This is a genomic window from Ruegeria sp. BH8 (assembly GCF_056538065.1).
Genome location: NZ_JBQFSP010000003.1, coordinates 125,631 through 145,090, shown reverse-complemented (window position 1 = coordinate 145,090; position 19,460 = coordinate 125,631). Strand labels below are relative to the sequence as shown.

The following is a 19,460-nucleotide window of genomic DNA, read 5'->3' as shown; positions in this document are numbered from 1 at the left end:
GTAGGCATCCAAGGGCACGGCACTCTGGAGGACGGGCCAGGATCAAAACTAGGCACCAAGGCCTCCGAGGTTGCATCTCAAGGCAAGTGAACGGCCCACCACCCACTATTTAATTTCCAACGCCCACTGTGAATTCATAAAGCGAATAGTCAGACATGTGAAGACTGACAGGGCCCTTGGCGGTTGAGCGCGGCTATTGCACCCTCGAAGCACAGCCTGCGAATGTCTCCGAACAGCTTTTTGATCCGGGCGCGCAGCCGTTCGGCCTCCTCCTCTTCAAAGGTCGCCATTCGAGCCGCCGCCTGAATCTCGGCGGCACGCGCAATCAGGGGCGCGAGGTTGATCCCGAATTCGTGGCCGATCCTGCCATCTCTTCGGGAGCCTACGCGGCGACTGTGATCGGAAGCTGATTTCGCCAGAAAGCCCCGCTCAATTAAACTAGCCTCGATCCGTGCGACCTGCCGCCGGTCAAGCCCGGCCTGCGATGCGGTTTTCGTTATCGAAATCCAGAAACCGCAAATCCGGCCAGCAACGTAATCTTCATCCATTATGTTGGAGATCGCGACCTTCAGATAGGCGATTGCGCCCTTGCTGAGTCCGAGCTGCCGCCGGGCTCTCTCGATCAATCCAAAGAACTGCCAGCGCGTCATGCCCTCCGGGAGGCCACCATGCGTAAGATGCTGCGTCATGACAGCACCTCTTTTCTGGACGGCATCTCTCTGGTGATGCTATAAGCGTCGGGAAAGTCGGATACTTTCACATGCACTTTGACCCCGGTTTCGGTTGCCGCCGAGCCGGGGTTTTCATTTGGGCTGCACCTGGCCGCAGCAGCGTGAAGAGCGGATATCTGTACAGGTTTTGTACAGACGAAGCCCGGATTCCGTCCGAAATGGACCGGAAAATCATGCAAACTGCTGCATGAAGCTCCAAGGTTAATCCGACAGTCATTTGATTTTAAATAAGAATTTGGTGACCCCGGCAGGATTCGAACCTGCAACCTGCCCCTTAGGAGGGGGCTGCTCTATCCAGTTGAGCCACGGGGCCGTGCCAGGCTCTCTGTAACCGGGATTTTCCGGGTTGTCATCGCCTTTGCACAATTGTTGTACACACTGACCTGTTCACGCTACCATCGGACAAAACAACAACGCAGGTGCCTCCCGTGAACAGTGAAACCAAACGCCCGCTTACCCTTCGTGATGTGTCCGAGGCTTCCGGAGTATCCGAGATGACGGTAAGCCGGGTTCTGCGTAACCGGGGGGATGTGTCTGACGCCACCCGCACCCGCGTTCTGGCCGCCGCCAAAGAGCTTGGCTATGTCCCCAACAAGATCGCGGGCGCATTGGCGTCCAGTCGGGTTAATCTGATCGCGGTGATCATCCCTTCGCTTTCGAACATGGTCTTCCCCGAGGTGATGACGGGCATCAACCAGGTGTTGGAAGACACCGAATTGCAACCCGTGGTCGGGGTAACCGATTATCTGCCCGAGAAAGAGGAAAAAGTGCTGTACGAGATGCTCTCGTGGCGGCCCTCTGGCGTGATCATTGCGGGGCTTGAACATACCGAAGCTGCGCGCGCCATGCTGGATTCGGCGGGTATTCCAGTGGTCGAGATCATGGACACGGATGGCAAGCCGGTGGATGCGATGGTGGGGATCTCACACCGCCGCGCGGGGCGCGAAATGGCGCAGGCAATCCTGAAGGCCGGATATCAGCATATCGGTTTCATGGGCACCAAGATGCCACTGGATCACCGCGCACGGAAGCGGTTCGAAGGCTTTACCGAAGTTCTTGGCAAACACGGGATCGAGATCGAGGATCGCGAGTTCTACTCCGGTGGATCGGCCCTGGCCAAGGGGCGCGAAATGACCCAGGCTATGCTGGAACGCTCGCCCGAGCTGGATTTTCTGTATTACTCGAACGATATGATCGGGGCCGGTGGTCTGCTGTACCTGTTGGAACAGGGTATCGATATTCCGGGACAGATCGGCCTGGCAGGCTTTAACAATGTCGAGCTTTTGCAGGGCCTGCCCCGAAAACTCGCGACGATGGATGCCTGTCGTCTGGAAATCGGCCGTCAAGCTGCCCAGATCATCGCCGAACGTCTGGAAAATCCTGATACCGAGATCGAGACACGCGTTACTCTGACCCCCACGATCAGCTATGGTGACACGCTGAAACGGCGATGAACACACCCCTGAAAAGGCTCGACAACCGGACGGCACGGGCGATCTTCATGGACCGCCACGCTTTGGGCGAACAACCCTCGGGTTCAGGCAAAGGTGTCGCGCTTCTGGATCTGATCCAACGGCTTGGGTTTGTTCAGCTTGACAGCATCAACACCGTTGCCCGAGCACATGACATGATCCTGTTCTCGCGCAGGCCCGCCTATCGCAGCGCCAACCTGAAAAGGCTCTATGAAAGGGACAATGCGCTATTCGAGCATTGGACGCACGATGCGGCGGTCATTCCGATGGAGTTCTATCAGCATTGGCATCTGCGCTTTCAGCGGGATGCGGATATGTTGAAGGCGCGGTGGAAGAACTGGCGGCGGGATGGGTTCGAACAGCAGTTTGACACAGTGCTGCAACACATCCGCGACCATGGGGCGGTGTCGTCATCGGATGTTGGCAAGGATGAAAAGAAGGGCTCGGGCGGGTGGTGGGACTGGCACCCATCTAAAACCGCGTTGGAGTATCTGTGGCGCTCGGGTGCCCTGACCGTCGTTGGTCGGGATGGCTTCCAGAAACGCTATGATCTGACAGAGCGCGTGATTGAAACACATCTCTGCCCCGGCAGCACGCCCTGTGATGCCGAGGGGACCGTGGATTGGCTGTGCAACGCCGCACTGGACCGGCTGGGATTTGCAACATCCGGAGAGTTGGCGGCTTTCTGGGACACCGTCAGCGCGGCTGAGGCAAAAGACTGGTGCGCCGCGGCGCTGGAAAGTGGCGATATTGAAGAAATCGAGGTTACCTGTGCCGATGGGCGCTTGCGCAAGACATACGCCCGACCAGATCTGACGACCGAAGTACCGCAGCCACCAGGCCGCATTCGCGTGCTCAGCCCGTTTGATCCCATGCTGCGCGACCGCAACCGGGCCGAGCGGCTGTTCGGCTTTCACTACCGCATCGAGGTTTTCGTCCCCGAGGCCAAACGAACCTATGGATACTACGTTTTTCCGCTGCTTGAGTGCGACCGTATGATTGGCCGTATCGATATGAAAGCCCACCGCGATCGTGACCTGCTTCACGTCAAAGCGCTCTGGCCCGAGCGCCGGGTCCGCTGGTCAGATGCCCGTACCCGACGCCTGAACGCCGAGCTGGACCGGGTGCGGCGACTGGCCGGTGTGGAACATGTGACTTTCGCCAAGGACTGGCTGAAAGAGCCTGTTTAGGGTCTATTCTGCGTCTGACAGGGTCAACTTGACCGGCTCCAGCCTATCAATCTTACCTGTCAGAACATCCCCCGCAACAACCGGACCAACACCAGCCGGTGTACCGGTCAGGATCAGGTCACCGGGGCGCAGGTGGTAAAAGCCGGACAGGTGCATGACAATCTCGTCGATCTTCCAGATCAGCTCATCGAGGGTCGCGTTCTGGCGCAACTCTCCGTTTACGCTTAGCTGAATGCGTTTGTCATCCTCCGGGGTCCAATCGGCAGCTGGTGTCAACGGGGCAAAGACCGCTCCGTTTTCGACGTCCTTTCCCAGATCCCAGGGCCGCTGCTTGTTGCGCTCGCGGATTTGCAGATCACGACGCGTCATATCCAGGGCGCAGCCATAGGCATAAACGGCTTCCCACGCCTGCGCACTGGTTGCGCGAAACACGGGCTTTCCAATGGCCAATGCCAATTCCATCTCATGATGGTAATTCTGGGTCCCGGCAGGATAAGGAACCGTCGCACCCGAGAGTACGGCGTTCGAGGCGGATTTGGTGAAGTAGAAAGGTGCCTCGCGATCCACCTCATTCCCCATTTCTGCGGCATGGGCGGCATAATTTCGACCGACGCAGAAGATCCGTCCAATGGGATATCCGGCCGCCGCGCCGACAACGGGGATGGTGATCGGGTCCGGAAGCGAAAAAAGGCTGTTTGGCATGATAATCCCTGAAGGTTGCGTAGCTGCCATATTACGTCTGCCAGACCCTCCAGCAAGCCCGGAAAACACGCTGTATTTCGCCAATCTCGAAGTGGTGTTTCAGCGTGAAACGGCTCAATTCTGACCTGATTGACTGACGCCGTGTCAAAAATTGGTTTCATCAGTTTTTATGGTCTCACCAGTACACAAACAGGTCGAAACAACTCTTGGCTCAGTCAAAAGCCGGGCAAAATCCTCAGGTAGTCAGGACCGCTCCGATTTCGGTGCGGTGCCAAAATTCAGAACAGCAGCTTTGGTAAAGCATTTCACCAAAGTGACGTCGGCAAACCATAGGCTGACCCATTTACCGGTCGGCAACTGCCTAAATCAGTTTCGGAGAGTATAGGTGCAAGGCCCCTCCCCCAAGGGCCGAAAGACCCTGTTCAGAGCCACATTATAGGCTTTTCATATACTCCGAAGCACAGGCCGGACCGTCAGGTTTGACGTAACCGGTCTTGGGCCAGGCACCAACGACCAGTCCGGGTCTGGCCGCCCCGTCGGAGACTCCCCCTACAGTTTCCGGCGGGGTCACTGCCGACGACACCGGATGCAGTGCCAATAATCAGGATTCGAGGTCCTTCAACTCGTTCAGCAGATCCAGCAGTAACTCATGCTTGTCCGGTCCAAGCTGAGATCGAATACGTTCCGCCTGTGCCGTGCTTGCAGCCAGATTGGCACGAATGATCTGAACCCCTTTTGTGCTGATCTCAACAACCTGACGCCGTCGGTCTGCCGGATGGCTGCGCCGCGTGATCAGTCCGCGGGTCTCCAGCTTTTGCAGAATGCGCGTCAGGCTTGGCAGCAACAGGCAGGCGCGATCGGCGATGTGGGTCGGCTCTTGCGGGCCTTCTTCATTCAACACCCGCAACACCCGCCACTGCTGTTCCGTGACACCAGCGTCAGCCAGCATTGCTCGAATGGGTCCCATAACCTTTTCCCGCGCCCGCAAAAGCGCAATGGGCAAAGATCGCGACGTCAGAGGGAGATCGTCGGTCATAAGAAAATTATCACCGAAATCCGGGATATAAGCAAGCAACCCGACACGCAGCAGCAGCGCCCACACCCGTATTCGCACGTTATGCGGGCCGATTTCAGGCTGGACAATTAGGAACGACCGTTGATGATGCGACCGAGGTCCATTTCATGTCCTTCTCACCTGCTCCGGCTCAAATATGAGGTTTCAGCATGTCAGCCCCAAAGAATATGTTCAAACAGGCTCTAATAAAGGGCGAACAGCAGATTGGTTGCTGGATGAGCTTTGCTGAATCCGTAACCGCCGAAATCATGGGAACCGCGGGTTTCGATTGGCTGGTGGTAGATGGAGAACACGCCCCAAATGATATCCGCTCGATCCGGGATCAGCTGACGGCTTTGGCCAGCAGCGCATCTCATCCCGTTGTTCGGGTCCCTGTTGGAGAGACCTGGATGATCAAGATGGTTCTGGATGCTGGTGCCCAAACAGTACTGGTTCCGATTGTCGAAAGCGCCGCGCAGGCGCAGGATCTGGTCCGTGCCTGCCGTTATCCGCCGGACGGGGTGCGGGGTGTTGGTGCAGCCGCATCGCGTGCCACGATGTATGGGTCGACAAGCGACTATATCCAGACCGCAGATCAGGAAATCTGCTTGTTGTTGCAGGTGGAAACCCGCGCAGGAGTGGCCGCGTTGGATGACATTCTTCAAGTCGAAGGTGTGGATGGCGTTTTCATTGGCCCCGCTGATCTGTCAACCGACATGGGGTACAAGGGCAACAGCGCCGCACCCGAGGTGCGTGCGGTCATCGCGGACGCCCTGGCCCGGATCAAGGCCGCAGGCAAAGCGCCGGGCATCCTTGCCACCAATGACGAAGCGCGTCAGGCCTATCTGGACATGGGCGCCCAATTTCTGGCGGTCGGTATTGATGTGATGCTGCTGGCACAGGCGGCACGCGCGCTGGCCGCGCAATGGAAACCTTCCTAGACACTCAAGTGCGCATGGCCGCAGCGGCCTGCGCATAGCCGCCCGAGGCTCCATCAACAAAATGCACATGGTTATCCCGGGTGGCCGAGGGGACGATACATGTCATCATCGCCTCGTCCTGTGCGTGCAAACCGTATCTGATTTTCCCACGGCGACGCGCCTCTTCAAGCAGGTGTTCGATTTGGCGCAATGTGTCCGGATCGCAGTCGAGCGTCATTTTCAGCCCGTCATCAAACTTTCGGTAATCGGCATTGCTGCTGACCATATGTCTGTAATGGTCCGGCTCAAAGCGTCCCATCCGCAGGCCAGTTTTGAATAATACCGCGATCAACAGGTTCTGAACCAGCAGGACGAGCTTGTGCAAAATCACATGACGTCCGTTGCGCGACACATGTGCGTCGATGTCAAGCCCGGGCGGAGGCCATGTCATGGGCGGACCCTTTTCCGACACCGGATGGCCAGCACGCTCAAGCGCTTCCGACGCGGACAAGACGGATTGCGCAAGATCGGCAAAGTCCCGTTCGGTTGCTGACGGTGTGGGCTGTACGACCAGTGAAACGATTTGACCGTGACGGGCCGGGCTGTTGGACCACCTGCAAGAAAGGCCGGTCAGATCCGGCTGCGCACCTGGCCCTGCGGGTGTGACCATATTTTGCCCGGCTTTCATCCCGGCCTCGGCCCAGGCCAGACCGCCGCCGGAAAACATGGCGTAGTCCACTCCGGTAGAGGGTGCATAGCGAGCAACGCGCAGATCCTTACCCGCTTTGCGAATATCAGCCACCGACACCAGCGCCGCCCGTAATGGCATGGAGAACTCTTCATCTGCCCAGCGCCGCAAATCAGCCAGCGTAGTCCGGGCGGTTTCAGCTTTTCCAGGCGGGACAGCAAACCCCGCCCCATCGCCGCCAAAAACATACGGAAACAACGCGCCGTCCATTGCATTGATCATGGCCGAAATGACCGCAGCGCCCACAGTGTTAACGGTCTTGTACCGGCCCCGTGCAATTTCGCCCGTTGAATCGACAATGTCGGCAACACCCAGAACCCAATCATCGGGCAGTTTTGAAAACTGCGCAGGGTCTGACAGACGGGTAAAATCGCGCTGCAAGGGAAGGTTTTCGTAAAATGCAGACTGGAGGTCTTTCATGCTCCCCTCGGAATCAATGTTTGGACAAAGATAGCCGGAAGGCGAGCCATGTCCTGACTTTGAAACATAATACACAGGCTTGTGCGTTGCATCACGGCGTGCCAAGCATTTTCCTCGGACGAGCAGGAAAGGGCTGAAGATGCAGGCAGGTTTGGTGGTTTTATGCCTGGGCTATGTGCTCAGCCAATTTTTCCGCGCTTTCCTTGCGGTTCTCAGCCTGGATCTGGAACGTGACATCAGTGCCATGCCCGAAGATTTGGCCTTTGCTTCCGGTCTTTGGTTTATCGTATTCGCCGTCATGCAGATCCCGGTCGGATGGGCGCTGGACAGGATTGGTCCCCGCCTCACGTCCGCCGCGCTGCTTCTGGTGGGCGGGGCAGGTGGAGCGGCGGTTTTTGCAGCCGCAACAACGCCCCTGCACATCAGCATAGCCATGGGCCTGATCGGTGTCGGGTGCTCTCCGGTCCTAATGGCCTCCTACTATATCTTTGCGCGTGAATACCCCCCGGCGCGGTTTGCCACATTGGCCGCCGTGATGTTGGGCGCAGGGTCCGTTGGAAATCTGGTGGCTTCTTATCCAACCGCGCTTGCCGTGGAATGGATGGGGTGGCGCGCAACGATGGTCGGGCTGGCCACAGTGTCCGCCGCAATCGCATTGGGCCTGTGGCTGACAGTTCACGACCCGGCGAAGGTCGAAACAGAACACAAGGGATCCCTAATGGATCTGCTGAAGGAGCCTGCCCTGTGGCTGATCCTGCCCCTGATGCTGGTTGCCTACGCCCCCGCTGCCGCGCTGCGAGGGCTTTGGGCCGGGCCTTACCTGAATGACGTCTTTGGCTTAAGTGCCACTCAGATCGGCACTGCAACGCTGATCATGGGTGCGGCTATGATTGCGGGCACTTTTGTTTACGGACCGCTGGACCGCGTTTTTGGTACCCGGAAATGGGTGGTTTTCGCTGGCAACGCACTGGGCGCAGCTGCGTTGGGCTTGCTCTGCCTGTGGATCGAGGATGCAACATGGCTGTCTGTCCTGCTGATGGCCGTGATCGGCTTTACCGGAGCCAGCTTTCCGGTCATCATGGCTCATGGCCGTGCCTTCGTGCCACCCCATCTGGTGGGGCGTGGTGTGACATTGCTGAATCTTTTCGGCATCGGCGGCGTTGGCATTGCTCAATTCGTCACCGGACGTATTCACGCAGCCACCGTGCAAGACGGATCAGCGGCACCCTACACCGCAATATTCGGGTTTTTTGCGGTCACCCTTGCCATTGGTTGCGTGATCTATCTATTCAGCCGCGATAGTGTGGATTGACGCAGCCATCAGGAGAGCCTGTTGAAAGACCCCATTGTCATAGCCCCAAATCTAAAACGCAGACTTTCGGGCGTAACGGCTACCATAGCAAGGCTGGTTCCGCTGCAAGCGCAATGGATCGATATCGCCGCCACTGGCCCGGGTCTGCCCGCCGACACCCCGCACATCCCGCTTGGTCGACTGCCTTTCCTGTCGCGTCGTAAATGGCGGGTCTGGCACGCGCGCCGCAACACCGAGATGTTGCTGGGCCTCATCCTGCGCGATGTGTTCCGGTTGAAACTCAAAATGCTGTTCACAAGCGCGTCCCAAAGGCCGCACACAGGCTATACCAAATGGCTGATCGGAAAGATGGATGCGGTCGTTGCAACCTCGCGCAAAACCGCAGGGTATCTTGAGCGAGACTCGCAGGTGGTGATGCATGGCATCAACCTAGAAGACTTCGTTCCGCCTTCAGACAAGGCCGCCGTCCGTGCTCGGCTGGGGCTGCCGGATGGGGTACTGTTAGGGTGTTACGGCCGCATTCGACACCAAAAAGGCACTGATGCCTTTGTCGACGCCATGATTGACGTGTGCGGGCGGTTCGACACAGTGTCAGGCATCGTCATGGGCCGGGCAACCGAGAAACACACCGCATTTCTGGCCGAACTGAAGGATAAGGTCGCAAAGGCTGGCTTGTCGGATCGCATCCTTTTCAAGCCCGAGGTGACCGTAGATCAGGTTGCTGAATGGTATCAGGTTCTGGACCTGTTTGTTGCGCCACAAAGGTGGGAGGGGTTTGGTTTGACCCCTCTCGAAGCAATGGCCTGCGGTGTTCCGGTTGTAGCCACAGATGTCGGTGCGTTCTCCGAGATCATTACTGATCCATCCTTTGGCAAGGTGGTGACCCCCGATGATGTTCCCGCCTTGGTCGAGGCGATTGCCCAGATGTTGAAATGCAATGATTCCCTGTCACAAGCGGGTCAGGCATCCCGCACCCATGTCGAGCAGAATTTTGACATTCAGGGCGAAGCAAAGACGCTGGTTGCGCTATATGAACGACTTTTGAACGATTGAACCGCTTGAATTCAGCATCAGTCGTTGAAAACCCCGCTGATAGCCCTTTTTTCTTCGCCGCAACGCGGCTATGAACGCGCGTCCTTAACTTTGGAGACATGAAATGGGCTATCGCGTCGTAGTCGTCGGCGCCACGGGCAACGTGGGCCGCGAAATGCTGAACATTCTGGCTGAACGCCAGTTCCCGGTTGATGAACTTGCCGCCCTGGCAAGCCGTCGCTCGCTGGGTACCGAAGTAAGCTTTGGCGACAAGACCCTTACGACCAAAGATCTGGACACGTTTGATTTCACCGGCTGGGACATGGCGCTGTTTGCCGTGGGTTCCGAGGCGACCAAAGTCTACGCCCCCAAGGCAGCTGCGGCGGGTTGTGTGGTGATCGACAACTCGTCGCTCTATCGCTATGACCCGGACATTCCGCTGATCGTGCCGGAATGTAACCCGCAGGCGATCCACGACTACAAGAACAAGAACATCATCGCCAACCCCAACTGCTCGACAGCGCAGATGGTTGTCGCACTGAAGCCGCTGCATGACCGCGCCAAGATCAAGCGCGTTGTTGTGTCGACCTATCAGTCAGTTTCGGGTGCCGGCAAAGAGGGCATGGATGAGCTTTGGGATCAAACCAAGGCCGTCTACAACCCAACCACCGAAGTCGCTCCGAAGAAGTTCCAGAAACAGATCGCCTTCAACGTCATTCCGCAGATCGACGTCTTCATGGAAGACGGCTCGACCAAGGAAGAGTGGAAGATGGTTGTCGAGACCAAGAAGATCGTCGATCCGTCGATCAAGGTCACCGCAACCTGCGTCCGCGTTCCGGTCTTCGTCGGCCATTCCGAGGCCGTGAATATCGAGTTCGAGGAATTTCTGGACGAAGACGAAGCCCGCGATATCCTGCGCGAAGCGCCGGGCATCATGGTGATCGACAAGCGCGAAGCCGGTGGCTACGTCTCGCCCATCGAGTGCGCAGGCGACTTTGCCACATTCATCAGCCGCATCCGCCAGGATTCGACCATCGAAAACGGTCTGAACCTGTGGTGCGTCAGCGACAACCTGCGCAAGGGTGCCGCCCTGAACGCGGTTCAGATCGCCGAACTGCTGGGCCGTGAGGTCCTGAAAAAGGGCTGACAATCCAGCCTTTGCAAAAACTAAAAAAGAAACCCGCTGTTTGATCAGCGGGTTTCTTTTTAGAAAGCCAAACTTGCGGAACAAGACTGGCTTTGTGCATCAAGCATTTGGAATGTTGATAATATATTCAAACTACAATATTCAACTTTTCTGATCCGATAAAGCGTTGGACTTACTAAAACACTATCTCGGTTAATTAAATGGTGAACCGCCGTGGCTCGAGCCTTTTTCGATAAGCTAGAAGCAATCTTACGTCCAACTCCCAAAATCCGTATCGAAAATTTCGAGCGCGACCCAAAAGTAAGCTACGTCTCATCTAATAGCCCATTGAGCCAAGGCCCGTTAGGTTCAGAAATCGCTCGAACAGGACGCCTAAACTCGAATGAGTTTGCCGCCTGCATTGAAGAACTCAATCTTCCTCATACTCACCATCGCAAGTATTGGGAGCTGGCTTTCATTTTACAAGCTTTGCGCGAACGCGACCTACTCCAGCCCGGAATCAAGGGCTTGGGTTTCGCAGTTGGTAAGGAAAGAATCCCTGCCTACCTCGCAGCGAAGGGCTGCGAAGTTCTAGCGAGTGATCTGGCTGACAACAACAAGGGTAATGAAGGTTGGGAGACAACTGGCCAATGGAGCGCATCAGTCGAAGATTTACTTTTCTCTGAGATCTGCTCAAAGGAATTATTTAAGAAGAGCGTCAAATTTCGCCCCATTGATATGAACGATATTCCCAGCGATATCTCAGGGTACGACTTTACCTGGTCCACGTGTTCTTTCGAGCACTGCGGTTCTCTCGAACTCGGAGTTCGTTTTTTGGAGAAACAGATGGACTGCCTGCGTCCCGGTGGGGTCGCTGTGCATACAACGGAATTCAACCTATCATCAAACACCCGGACGTCAAAAGGCGGAAAGACCGCAATCTATCGCCTACGTGACATTGAAGATGCTGTGAAACGCCTTCAATCCAAAGGACACAAAGTGGAGCCGTTGGATATTCGCTTAGGCGACGATCCACTTGATTTAACCGTGGACAGGCGCAAAGGGGATCCAAGACAGTACTCTGGCACCAAGCACATGCGATTGCTGATGAAGGGGTACGTTACAACTTCTATAGGCTTGATAATCACTAAGTCTACAAAGCCAGTGCTGCGTTAGTTTAAGAAACGCGCAATGAAATTGTGTTGAATAGACCCGAGAATTTTCGGCACCTCGGGTGGCAACCGTTAATCAGAAAGCAAGGACGACAAAACCTTGCATCTGGGCTCGAAGCGGACCTCCGGTAACTTACACAGACCCACTTTCATCACCCGTTCCTCTCTAGTGGAACCTTTAGGCTCATCAGTCCGAACGAAATGTTCAAATACCGGTCCTGAATTCGGAACATTCCCCCGACCAGTTGACAAATTCAGGCGTGCTTGCCAGCTAAGCACGGATCTGAACGCAACGGATGAGACAGAGCAGACAACAGGTGGTGCCCTGCACAGGGCATCAGAGGCAGAGCATGGGAAATTCGGCCAAACGCAGAATTGGAAGATACCTGATCACAGGATGTACAGGCATTCTGGTTGGGCTTATCCTCATCGGGTTTACCGGACAATTCCTGGCGGTCGGAGATTCCTTTGCGCTTTTCCGCCCGCAAGCTGGCGTTCTGCTTTTGCCGTGTGCCGCGATCCTGCTGTATATGCGCGCCAGATACCTTGCTTTGGTCACCCTGGCCTTTGCCGCTGTTGCTGTGGGATCAATCGCAACCAGTTTCGCCGCCCCGCCCAAGGACTGCGACGGTCCGTGTCTGACCCTGTATCAAAAGAACCTCATGAGCCGGGCGTGGCCCCGGTATTCGCTGGCCGACGACATCATTGCATCCGATGCTCAGATCGTGACGTTGCAGGAAGTCTCGAGTCACAACCGCGAATACATGAGCAACCTGTTCGAGCATTACCCCGAAAAGGTGATCTGTGAGTTTCGTCCCGAACAAAACGTTGCCATCCTGACAACTTTGCCGATTGTCGAAGGGTCCGGGTTTTGCCTGAAAGGTCATGGTCTTGTCGGAATACAAGTCGAAGCCCCGGACGGGTCTTTGGTCTGGATCGTATCGATCCACCTGAACTGGCCTTTTCCTTATGACCAATCAACCCAAAGCCGGATCATTGCGGAACGCATTGCGGATCTGGATGGCCCGGTTCTGATAGCCGGGGATTTCAACATGGTTCCTTGGGGTGCAAGCGTCCGGCGGATAGCGGCGGCAGCAGACAACCAGAATTTTGGGGCCGTCCTGAACACTCATGATCTTGGCAGCTGGCACCTACCGTTGCCAATCGACAACCTTTTGCTCCCGAAGGGAACAACCGGAACAGTCGAACTGCGCCCGTTCATGGGATCCGACCATTTCGGCAAATTCGCGCGGTTTCGTTTGGATTGATCCGCGAGGCCCCCGCTGCCTTGGTGGACATACCAGAACGTATGTCGCGATCCCAAGAAGGGTCTAGGTGTTATTTTCGATCAGCACTTTCAGATTATTCAACCCCCGCTCGTAATCGCCGCCAACCCATTTATCCATCATCACCCCCATCCAGCGGGACATGGGGTTGAGCCCCAGATCGGATTCGAACCCCCAAGTCACATTGGTTGAGTCACCATCGGGTTTCAGAGTGAACGAAGCCGACGCCGTGCCCATCTGCCCAAAGTCCAGATCTGTTTTGACCAGTTGATTTTCCACGCTTTCGACGATTTCCTGCGACCCCGTACCGACCTGTGCGTGATCCGAGCTCCAGTTCAACTTGTTACCGACACCTTCCTCGGGGCCACTGTAGCTTAGTTTCGTCTCCGGATCGCGTGACAGCCAGGGTGACCATTTCTCGGTCGCTTGCATGGAATTCACAAACGGAAAGATCACTGCAGCCGGGGCGTCGATGGTGATGCTGCGGGACACTTCCGCCTTGCCGGGCAACACGTATGAGACGGCGACGAACGGAAAAACAAGAAGGCACAGCCCTGCGAGAATTCGTTTAAGTATCTTCATAGCAAGCTCCAAAATCAAACGTCATGTGTGGAGCATACGAAAAAACGGCCCGGAATCAGAGCCGTATTCCGCATCATTTATTTGCTATGAACTGTCGTCAGACCGGAACGAATTTCTTCTGTACGGGATCGTAACTCTCTAACCCGCCAGCTCCGATATCGGTCCACAACCCGTGCAGGCTCAGGGTGCCCTGTTCGACCGCTGACGAGATAAACGGGAACGTCATCAGGTTTTCAAGCGACGCGACAACCGATTGGCGTTCCAGCTGTCGGGCTTGTTCGAGGCTGTCTTCGATATCAGCGACAAGTTCGAATTTTGGTTTCAGAATGTCCATCCAGCGGCCGACAAAGCTTTCCTTTGCATCCAGTTGCGGCGCCTGACCCTTGCACATGTCGATACAGCCCTGAACGCCACCGCATTGCGAATGGCCAAGAACCATCAGATGCGCAACCTTGAGAGAAGTGACGGCGTACTCGATTGCTGCGCTGGTACCGTGATGATCGCCGTCCGGCGCATAGGGTGGCACCAGATTGGCGATATTGCGGTGGATAAAGAAATCGCCCTGATCCGCACCGAACATCGAGGTCACATGGACCCGGCTGTCGCAGCAGGAAATCACCATCGCCCGGGGCCGCTGCCCTTCATCTGCCAGCCGCTTGAACCAGACCTGGTTTTCCGAATATGTGGTCGCTTTCCAGCCGTGATACCGCGTGACCAGATAGCTCGGCAAAGGTTTGGCAAATTCCATTACGGTGTCCCCGTTCTTGTCGCTGACCGATCCTCTAAACCGAATTCTAGGAAAATTCGAGCAATTATCCGATTTCTCTGCAAGGTTTTGCAAAGGAATTTGTCACCAGTATCAAACCTGCGCCGTGGGGGCGTCAGAATTAGGGTGAATGTGGTGGAAAAAATAATCACGCTTGAACACAAGGAATCCGTCCGTCTGGATTCGGATCAACTAAGTGGCCTTTACCGTCAACTGGGCGACAAGAACGCGCTGGATGTGCTGTGCCGCACCATCGAAGAACTGGCAGTGCGCCTGTCGAACTGCGAACGCTTTTGGCGTCAGCGCGAATGGGCCGAACTGCGCAAATGCGCAAGGTCCCTGGTTGCGATTTCCGAACAGGTCGGGATGACGGTTCTGGCCAGGGTTGCAGGGGACGTGGCGCAGGCCGTCGATGCCGGTGACGCGGTAGCCGCAGGTGCAACGCTGGGACGTCTGATCCGCGTTGGTGAGCGATCATTGACAGCCGTCTGGGATCAACAGGACCTTTCCGTCTGACAGGGGTTGCGGGCAGAATATGCGCGGCTAGTCTGTGCACAGAATCAATCTGCCGAGGCGCCCATGACACTGTCCTTCGCCCCATCCTCTGACCCTTCCGTACCGCTTCATGTGATCGCGCAGCCGGATTTGGACGGCTGGCTTCTGGATCAGCCCGAGCGCGTGCAGTCCTGGGTCGCAGCAAACGGGTTTTCCGGTGCACTGGGGCAGGTCCTGCTTGTGCCAGCCACGAACGGCGCAATTGAATTCGCGCTGGCTGGTTACGGAACCGAAGACAAACGCGCGCGCAAACGGTTCCCTCTTGCCGCAGCGGCTTTGGCGTTGCCGGAAGGAACCTACAGCCTTGCTTCGGGCATTCCTGCGGATTTGTTGGAGATGGAGTGTCTTGGCTGGCTGATGACTGGCTATGCCTTTGATCGATACGCATCCCAGACCGGAGGGTCAGCGGCGTTGATTGCACCTGATGGCATCAACGCCACCCGTATTGAAGCCATGGCAAATGCCGAGGCTCTGACGCGCGATCTGGTCAACACGCCCACTTCGGATATGGGACCGGATCAGTTGCAGCAAGCGGTCGAGGTTCTGGCGAATGAATTCGGCGCGTCTTGCAAGGTGATCACTGGCAAAGCGCTGCTGGACCAGAACTTTCCCATGATTCACACGGTAGGGCGGGCCGCGGAACAGGCCCCCCGGCTGATCGAACTGAACTGGGGCACCAGTGGCCCCAGACTGACACTGGTGGGCAAAGGTGTATGTTTCGATACCGGCGGGCTGAATTTGAAACCGGGCGCTTCCATGGGCCTGATGAAAAAAGACATGGGCGGCGCGGCCAATGTGCTGGGACTGGCCCGGATGATCATGGCGCTGGACCTTCCCCTGCAATTGCGGGTTCTGATCCCGGCCGTTGAAAACGCAGTATCAGGCAATGCCTTCCGCCCCGGTGATATCCTGACCTCACGCAAGGGCCTGACCGTTGAAATCAACAACACCGACGCGGAAGGGCGTCTGGTTCTGGCTGATGTGCTGACTTTGGCGGATGAGGGGAATCCCGATCTGGTGATCTCGATGGCGACGCTGACCGGTGCGGCGCGCGTGGCCGTGGGCCCTGATCTGGCACCGTTTTACACCGACGACGAAAGCTGCGCGATGGCCTTGGCACAAGCGGCCAAAACGTCTGCCGATCCGGTCTGGAGAATGCCGTTTCACACACCCTACGAGGCGATGATCGAACCCGGCATTGCCGATCTGGACAATGCCCCTTCGGGCGGGTTTGCCGGGTCTATCACCGCCGCGCTGTTTCTGCGCCGGTTCGTAGGGTCCAGCCGCTATATCCATTTTGACATCTACGCGTGGCAACCCAGCAATGAACCCGGCCGCACAAAAGGCGGTCTGGGTCAGGGAACACGCGCAGTGCTATCGGCCTTACCGGAGGTATTGGGGTTATGACGGATCACAGATTGCTCCCCTTCAACGGACGAGTAGCGCATTCATCGTTGAAAGGTCATATCGACGCTGACGATTTCACGGATGGTGAAACATATCGTATCCAATCGGTTGTGCGGGACGTTCTGGACAAACCCAATGGTAGCCGGCGGTGCCAAATGGTGTGTGGAGAAGTATTCATCATCTTGGAACGGACGCAGAACCACCTGTTCGGGTTTCGCGAAAAAGATGGCTATGTTGGATGGGTGCGACAGGAAATAGCGGTTCGGCCGCTTCAGCCAACGCATCGAGTTTCCGTGCCAAGGGCCGTTTCGTTGAAACACCCCGATGTGACCAAGAACGTGAATGAGCGGATACTGCCTTTTGGCGCTGGTGTTGAATACTGGCCGCGCCGCGATTCTGAACGCGAAAAAGCCATTCGTTCGACCGGGTGGGTTTGCGTGAAAGAAGAGGGCCACATTCCAACGCCGCGATACATTCGCGAAACACAGCTGGTCGAAAAAGACTGGGTGGGTTCTGATCCTGCAGCCATAGCAGAACAGTTTCTTACCACCCCTTACATCTACGGTGGCGATACCGGGCTTGGACTTGACTGTTCGGGCCTGATTCAAATCGCTTTTCATTCTTGCGGATTACCCTGCCCTCGCGATAGCGACATGCAAGCAGAGTTCTTCAAGCCAATCTCAAGCCCCGAGCTTCGCCGTGGTGATCTGGTGTTTTGGAAAGGTCACGTAGGCATGATGCTGGATCAGGACACGCTTCTGCATGCAAACGCACATCACATGGCTGTTGCCAAAGAACCTTTGGAAGACGCTATTTCTCGAATCGGCCGAAAAGAGTTCGGGGCTGTAACAGGATATGGGCGACATCCTGCGTCTTAGGCTCTAATCCGGGTTTACGGCCCGGATGAGCTTGCGTTCCAGCACCCGCAGTACCGCGCGCAGATCATGGCCGCGTTTCAGGATGCGGCCATCCATACCTATGACTGAGTACATCCCCTGCCGGGACTTCAGGCGCGGGTGCTTTTCGACGCGGTAGATCGGGTGCTCAGCGGTGCGACGGAAGATCGAGAACACTGCCATATCGCGCAGGTTTGAGATACCATAGTCTCGCCACTCTCCAGCGGCGACCATCCGTCCATAAACGGACAGGATTTGCGACATCTCATGCCGGTCAAAGGCCACGGGCATCTGCGCTGCGTTTGCCGAAAACCGGTTGGGAGGCTGCATATTCATACCTCCAGCCTTGCCGGAAATCATGTTTGAATCAAGCCTGATGCGCTGTTGCCCGGCTTTTACAACACAAGTGTTACCGCCGACCAACCTGACGGCAGATCAGGATTACCGGCAGCAGGCCGACCGCCAGAATGACCAGTGACGGCACGGCGGCGCCCTCAAGCCTCTCATCCGAGGCAAGCCTGTATGCCTGTACGGCCAGTGTGTCGAAGTTGAACGGGCGCATGATCAGGGTGGCAGGCAATTCCTTCATTACATCAACAAAGACGATCAACAGCGCAGTCAGCAGCGACGGTGTCAGAATGGGCAGGTGAACGCGCCGCAATGTTCCCAGCGGTGTTTGCCCCAACGACCGGGCCGCGGCATCCATATTGGCATGAACCGTGCTTTGCCCCCCCTCATATGCGCTGAGCGCGGCAGCAAGGAATCGCACCATGTAAGCGGCGACCAGCAGCCAGATTGAACCTGTAACCAACAACCCAGTTGACACATCGAATGTCTGCCGCATCCAGGCATCCAGCGCGTTGTCAAAGCTGGCGAAAGGTACAATCAAGCCGACTGCGATGACGCCACCGGGCACGGCATATCCCAGTCGCGCCATGTAGGCCGTCGCAGACGACGCGCGCCCGGGTCTCAGACGTTGAAAGAACCCGACACAGATCGCCGCAAAGACAGTGACGACCGCGGCCGTGCCAGCAAGGGTCAGCGAGTTCTGGATGAAACCGATATAGCGCCGCGACAGCAGGTTCTGTTCCGATTCCAAACCCATCTCGACCAGTATGATAACGGGCAACAGAAACCCGAAAATAACGGGTATCGTACATAACAGGAATGCCGCGACGGCGCGAAGACCGGTCAGGTGTTCCGCCGGTTGGGCAGCATGTTTCTTTCCGGCCTGATAGTATTTTGCCTTACCGCGCTGGGTGCGTTCGGCCACAGCCATGATCAGTGCAAAGACAAGCAGGCACCAGGCCAGCTGCGCCGCCGCCGCACGGTCGGCCATTGAAAACCAGCTGGTGTAAATCCCGGTCGCAAAGGTCTGCACACCGAAATAAGACACGGTTCCGAAATCGGCGATGGTTTCCATGATGGCCAGAAGCACACCACCGGCAATTGCCGGGCGCGCCATCGGCAGCGAGACGCGCCGAAACGCCAGCCATGGATTGTTGCCCAGCGCCCGAGCAGCCAGAAACGCCGAAGCACTTTGTTGCAGGAACGCAGCCCGCGCCAGCAGGTAGACATAAGGGTACAGCACCAGAATCAGCATCACCGCAGCGCCCCCGGTCGAACGGATTTCAGGGAACCAATAGTCGCGCGGCCCCCAACCCGTTACATCCCGCAAAGTGCTTTGAACGATACCCGGATGATCCAGAATAAAGGTGTACGCATAAGCAAGCACATATGCCGGAAAAGCCAAGGGCAAGACCAGCGCGATCTCAAGGATCCTGACACCGGGAAAGCGGGTCATCGTCACCAGCCAGGCAGCGCCCGTGCCGATACTGAACGTACCCGCCGCGACCAGCACCACAAGGATCAGGGTCGTCACAGTATAGCTGGGCAGCACCGTTTCCACCAGGTGCGAGATCGTATCTGTCCCGCCCGTCACTGCCGCCAGAACCACGGCCACCATGGGCAACAGGCATGCGGCAGCCACAAGATAAGCAACTGCGGCCAACAGCCGTGTGCCGCGTACACCGCGATTGCGTGATCCGTTTTCTGAATAGTCGATCTGGGCCATTATCCCGGCTTTTGA

19 protein-coding genes and 1 tRNA gene are annotated in these 19,460 nt (G+C 56.7%); 11 read left to right on the top strand and 9 right to left on the bottom strand.

Annotated features, from left to right (window positions below):
* Positions 1 to 149: 149 nt before the first annotated feature.
* Entirely contained in the window at positions 150 to 689 is a 540-nt protein-coding gene (locus tag ACR0AD_RS09345; protein WP_480487014.1) for a helix-turn-helix domain-containing protein, read from the bottom strand.
* 278 nt (positions 690 to 967) lie between these two features.
* Positions 968 to 1,044, bottom strand: a tRNA-Arg gene (locus tag ACR0AD_RS09340).
* A 115-nt stretch (positions 1,045 to 1,159) separates the two neighbouring features.
* Here ACR0AD_RS09340 and ACR0AD_RS09335 point away from each other — a divergent pair.
* Together ACR0AD_RS09335 and ACR0AD_RS09330 are read left to right on the top strand one after the other, a co-directional pair.
* A complete protein-coding gene (locus tag ACR0AD_RS09335) occupies positions 1,160 to 2,185 on the top strand; it encodes a LacI family DNA-binding transcriptional regulator (RefSeq protein ID WP_267366879.1) in 1,026 nt (341 codons plus the stop codon).
* Positions 2,182 to 3,393, top strand: a complete 1,212-nt coding sequence (locus ACR0AD_RS09330) for a winged helix-turn-helix domain-containing protein (RefSeq protein WP_480482406.1) — start codon at positions 2,182 to 2,184, stop codon at positions 3,391 to 3,393. Before ACR0AD_RS09335 ends, ACR0AD_RS09330 begins: the two co-directional genes overlap by 4 nt.
* A 3-nt stretch (positions 3,394 to 3,396) precedes the next feature.
* Here ACR0AD_RS09330 and ACR0AD_RS09325 read toward each other — a convergent pair whose 3' ends face one another.
* Positions 3,397 to 4,095, bottom strand: a complete 699-nt coding sequence (locus tag ACR0AD_RS09325) for a fumarylacetoacetate hydrolase family protein (RefSeq protein ID WP_480487013.1) — start codon at positions 4,093 to 4,095, stop codon at positions 3,397 to 3,399.
* A 601-nt stretch (positions 4,096 to 4,696) separates the two neighbouring features.
* Positions 4,697 to 5,131, bottom strand: a complete 435-nt coding sequence (hpaR, locus tag ACR0AD_RS09320; RefSeq protein WP_209506956.1) for a homoprotocatechuate degradation operon regulator HpaR — start codon at positions 5,129 to 5,131, stop codon at positions 4,697 to 4,699.
* Between the two features lie 188 nt (positions 5,132 to 5,319).
* Here hpaR and ACR0AD_RS09315 point away from each other — a divergent pair, with 188 nt between their 5' ends.
* Positions 5,320 to 6,090: an HpcH/HpaI aldolase family protein gene (locus ACR0AD_RS09315; protein ID WP_480487011.1), complete on the top strand. Its 771-nt coding sequence runs from the start codon at positions 5,320 to 5,322 to the stop codon at positions 6,088 to 6,090.
* A 4-nt stretch (positions 6,091 to 6,094) separates the two neighbouring features.
* Here ACR0AD_RS09315 and ACR0AD_RS09310 read toward each other — a convergent pair whose 3' ends face one another.
* Positions 6,095 to 7,237, bottom strand: coding sequence for a DUF3095 domain-containing protein (locus ACR0AD_RS09310; protein WP_480487009.1), 1,143 nt, complete (start codon positions 7,235 to 7,237; stop codon positions 6,095 to 6,097).
* Between the two features lie 139 nt (positions 7,238 to 7,376).
* Between ACR0AD_RS09310 and ACR0AD_RS09305 the strand changes: the two genes are divergently transcribed.
* The 5 genes from ACR0AD_RS09305 to ACR0AD_RS09285 all read left to right on the top strand — a co-directional run bounded on the left by ACR0AD_RS09305 (position 7,377) and on the right by ACR0AD_RS09285 (position 13,147).
* Positions 7,377 to 8,549 carry an MFS transporter gene (locus ACR0AD_RS09305; protein WP_480487007.1) on the top strand — a complete coding sequence of 391 codons (1,173 nt, stop codon included), beginning with the start codon at positions 7,377 to 7,379 and terminating at the stop codon, positions 8,547 to 8,549.
* A gap of 21 nt (positions 8,550 to 8,570) precedes the next feature.
* Entirely contained in the window at positions 8,571 to 9,602 is a 1,032-nt protein-coding gene (locus ACR0AD_RS09300) for a glycosyltransferase family 4 protein (RefSeq protein ID WP_480487005.1), read from the top strand.
* A gap of 103 nt (positions 9,603 to 9,705) precedes the next feature.
* Positions 9,706 to 10,728 carry an aspartate-semialdehyde dehydrogenase gene (locus ACR0AD_RS09295; RefSeq protein WP_267367255.1) on the top strand — a complete coding sequence of 341 codons (1,023 nt, stop codon included), beginning with the start codon at positions 9,706 to 9,708 and terminating at the stop codon, positions 10,726 to 10,728.
* A gap of 213 nt (positions 10,729 to 10,941) precedes the next feature.
* Positions 10,942 to 11,883, top strand: coding sequence for a class I SAM-dependent methyltransferase (locus ACR0AD_RS09290; protein ID WP_480482420.1), 942 nt, complete (start codon positions 10,942 to 10,944; stop codon positions 11,881 to 11,883).
* A gap of 346 nt (positions 11,884 to 12,229) precedes the next feature.
* On the top strand, positions 12,230 to 13,147 hold the full coding sequence (locus tag ACR0AD_RS09285) for an endonuclease/exonuclease/phosphatase family protein (RefSeq protein ID WP_480487003.1): 918 nt from the start codon (positions 12,230 to 12,232) through the stop codon (positions 13,145 to 13,147).
* A gap of 63 nt (positions 13,148 to 13,210) precedes the next feature.
* Here ACR0AD_RS09285 and ACR0AD_RS09280 read toward each other — a convergent pair whose 3' ends face one another.
* Both ACR0AD_RS09280 and ACR0AD_RS09275 read right to left on the bottom strand, forming a co-directional pair.
* On the bottom strand, positions 13,211 to 13,747 hold the full coding sequence (locus ACR0AD_RS09280) for an SRPBCC family protein (RefSeq protein WP_480487001.1): 537 nt from the start codon (positions 13,745 to 13,747) through the stop codon (positions 13,211 to 13,213).
* A gap of 97 nt (positions 13,748 to 13,844) precedes the next feature.
* Entirely contained in the window at positions 13,845 to 14,495 is a 651-nt protein-coding gene (locus ACR0AD_RS09275) for a carbonic anhydrase (RefSeq protein ID WP_480486999.1), read from the bottom strand.
* Between the two features lie 144 nt (positions 14,496 to 14,639).
* On the opposite strand from ACR0AD_RS09275, the gene ACR0AD_RS09270 reads away from it, so the two are divergent.
* From ACR0AD_RS09270 to ACR0AD_RS09260, 3 genes are all read left to right on the top strand, one after another.
* Entirely contained in the window at positions 14,640 to 15,029 is a 390-nt protein-coding gene (locus ACR0AD_RS09270) for a hypothetical protein (RefSeq protein ID WP_267363938.1), read from the top strand.
* A gap of 63 nt (positions 15,030 to 15,092) precedes the next feature.
* Positions 15,093 to 16,475 (top strand): leucyl aminopeptidase family protein, encoded by a 1,383-nt coding sequence (locus ACR0AD_RS09265; protein WP_480486997.1) that lies wholly within the window; start codon positions 15,093 to 15,095, stop codon positions 16,473 to 16,475.
* Entirely contained in the window at positions 16,472 to 17,353 is an 882-nt protein-coding gene (locus tag ACR0AD_RS09260; RefSeq protein WP_480486995.1) for a C40 family peptidase, read from the top strand. The genes ACR0AD_RS09265 and ACR0AD_RS09260 overlap by 4 nt, the downstream gene beginning before the upstream one ends.
* A 3-nt stretch (positions 17,354 to 17,356) precedes the next feature.
* Here ACR0AD_RS09260 and ACR0AD_RS09255 read toward each other — a convergent pair whose 3' ends face one another.
* Positions 17,357 to 17,707 carry a DUF2794 domain-containing protein gene (locus ACR0AD_RS09255; RefSeq protein ID WP_209598949.1) on the bottom strand — a complete coding sequence of 117 codons (351 nt, stop codon included), beginning with the start codon at positions 17,705 to 17,707 and terminating at the stop codon, positions 17,357 to 17,359.
* Positions 17,708 to 17,780: 73 nt separating this feature from the next.
* On the bottom strand, positions 17,781 to 19,445 hold the full coding sequence (locus tag ACR0AD_RS09250) for an ABC transporter permease (protein ID WP_480482431.1): 1,665 nt from the start codon (positions 19,443 to 19,445) through the stop codon (positions 17,781 to 17,783).
* Between the last annotated feature and the right edge of the window lie 15 nt (positions 19,446 to 19,460).

What these genes read in the sequence shown, in the direction of transcription:
- ACR0AD_RS09345 (WP_480487014.1), bottom strand. Translation starts at nt 689, where the DNA reads ATGACGCAGCATCTTACGCATGGTGGCCTCCCGGAGGGCATGACGCGC.
- ACR0AD_RS09330 (WP_480482406.1), top strand. Translation starts at nt 2,182, where the DNA reads ATGAACACACCCCTGAAAAGGCTCGACAACCGGACGGCACGGGCGATC.
- ACR0AD_RS09325 (WP_480487013.1), bottom strand. Translation starts at nt 4,095, where the DNA reads ATGCCAAACAGCCTTTTTTCGCTTCCGGACCCGATCACCATCCCCGTT.
- hpaR (WP_209506956.1), bottom strand. Translation starts at nt 5,131, where the DNA reads ATGACCGACGATCTCCCTCTGACGTCGCGATCTTTGCCCATTGCGCTT.
- ACR0AD_RS09315 (WP_480487011.1), top strand. Translation starts at nt 5,320, where the DNA reads ATGTCAGCCCCAAAGAATATGTTCAAACAGGCTCTAATAAAGGGCGAA.
- ACR0AD_RS09310 (WP_480487009.1), bottom strand. Translation starts at nt 7,237, where the DNA reads ATGAAAGACCTCCAGTCTGCATTTTACGAAAACCTTCCCTTGCAGCGC.
- ACR0AD_RS09305 (WP_480487007.1), top strand. Translation starts at nt 7,377, where the DNA reads ATGCAGGCAGGTTTGGTGGTTTTATGCCTGGGCTATGTGCTCAGCCAA.
- ACR0AD_RS09295 (WP_267367255.1), top strand. Translation starts at nt 9,706, where the DNA reads ATGGGCTATCGCGTCGTAGTCGTCGGCGCCACGGGCAACGTGGGCCGC.
- ACR0AD_RS09285 (WP_480487003.1), top strand. Translation starts at nt 12,230, where the DNA reads ATGGGAAATTCGGCCAAACGCAGAATTGGAAGATACCTGATCACAGGA.
- ACR0AD_RS09280 (WP_480487001.1), bottom strand. Translation starts at nt 13,747, where the DNA reads ATGAAGATACTTAAACGAATTCTCGCAGGGCTGTGCCTTCTTGTTTTT.
- ACR0AD_RS09275 (WP_480486999.1), bottom strand. Translation starts at nt 14,495, where the DNA reads ATGGAATTTGCCAAACCTTTGCCGAGCTATCTGGTCACGCGGTATCAC.
- ACR0AD_RS09265 (WP_480486997.1), top strand. Translation starts at nt 15,093, where the DNA reads ATGACACTGTCCTTCGCCCCATCCTCTGACCCTTCCGTACCGCTTCAT.
- ACR0AD_RS09260 (WP_480486995.1), top strand. Translation starts at nt 16,472, where the DNA reads ATGACGGATCACAGATTGCTCCCCTTCAACGGACGAGTAGCGCATTCA.
- ACR0AD_RS09255 (WP_209598949.1), bottom strand. Translation starts at nt 17,707, where the DNA reads ATGAATATGCAGCCTCCCAACCGGTTTTCGGCAAACGCAGCGCAGATG.
- ACR0AD_RS09250 (WP_480482431.1), bottom strand. Translation starts at nt 19,445, where the DNA reads ATGGCCCAGATCGACTATTCAGAAAACGGATCACGCAATCGCGGTGTA.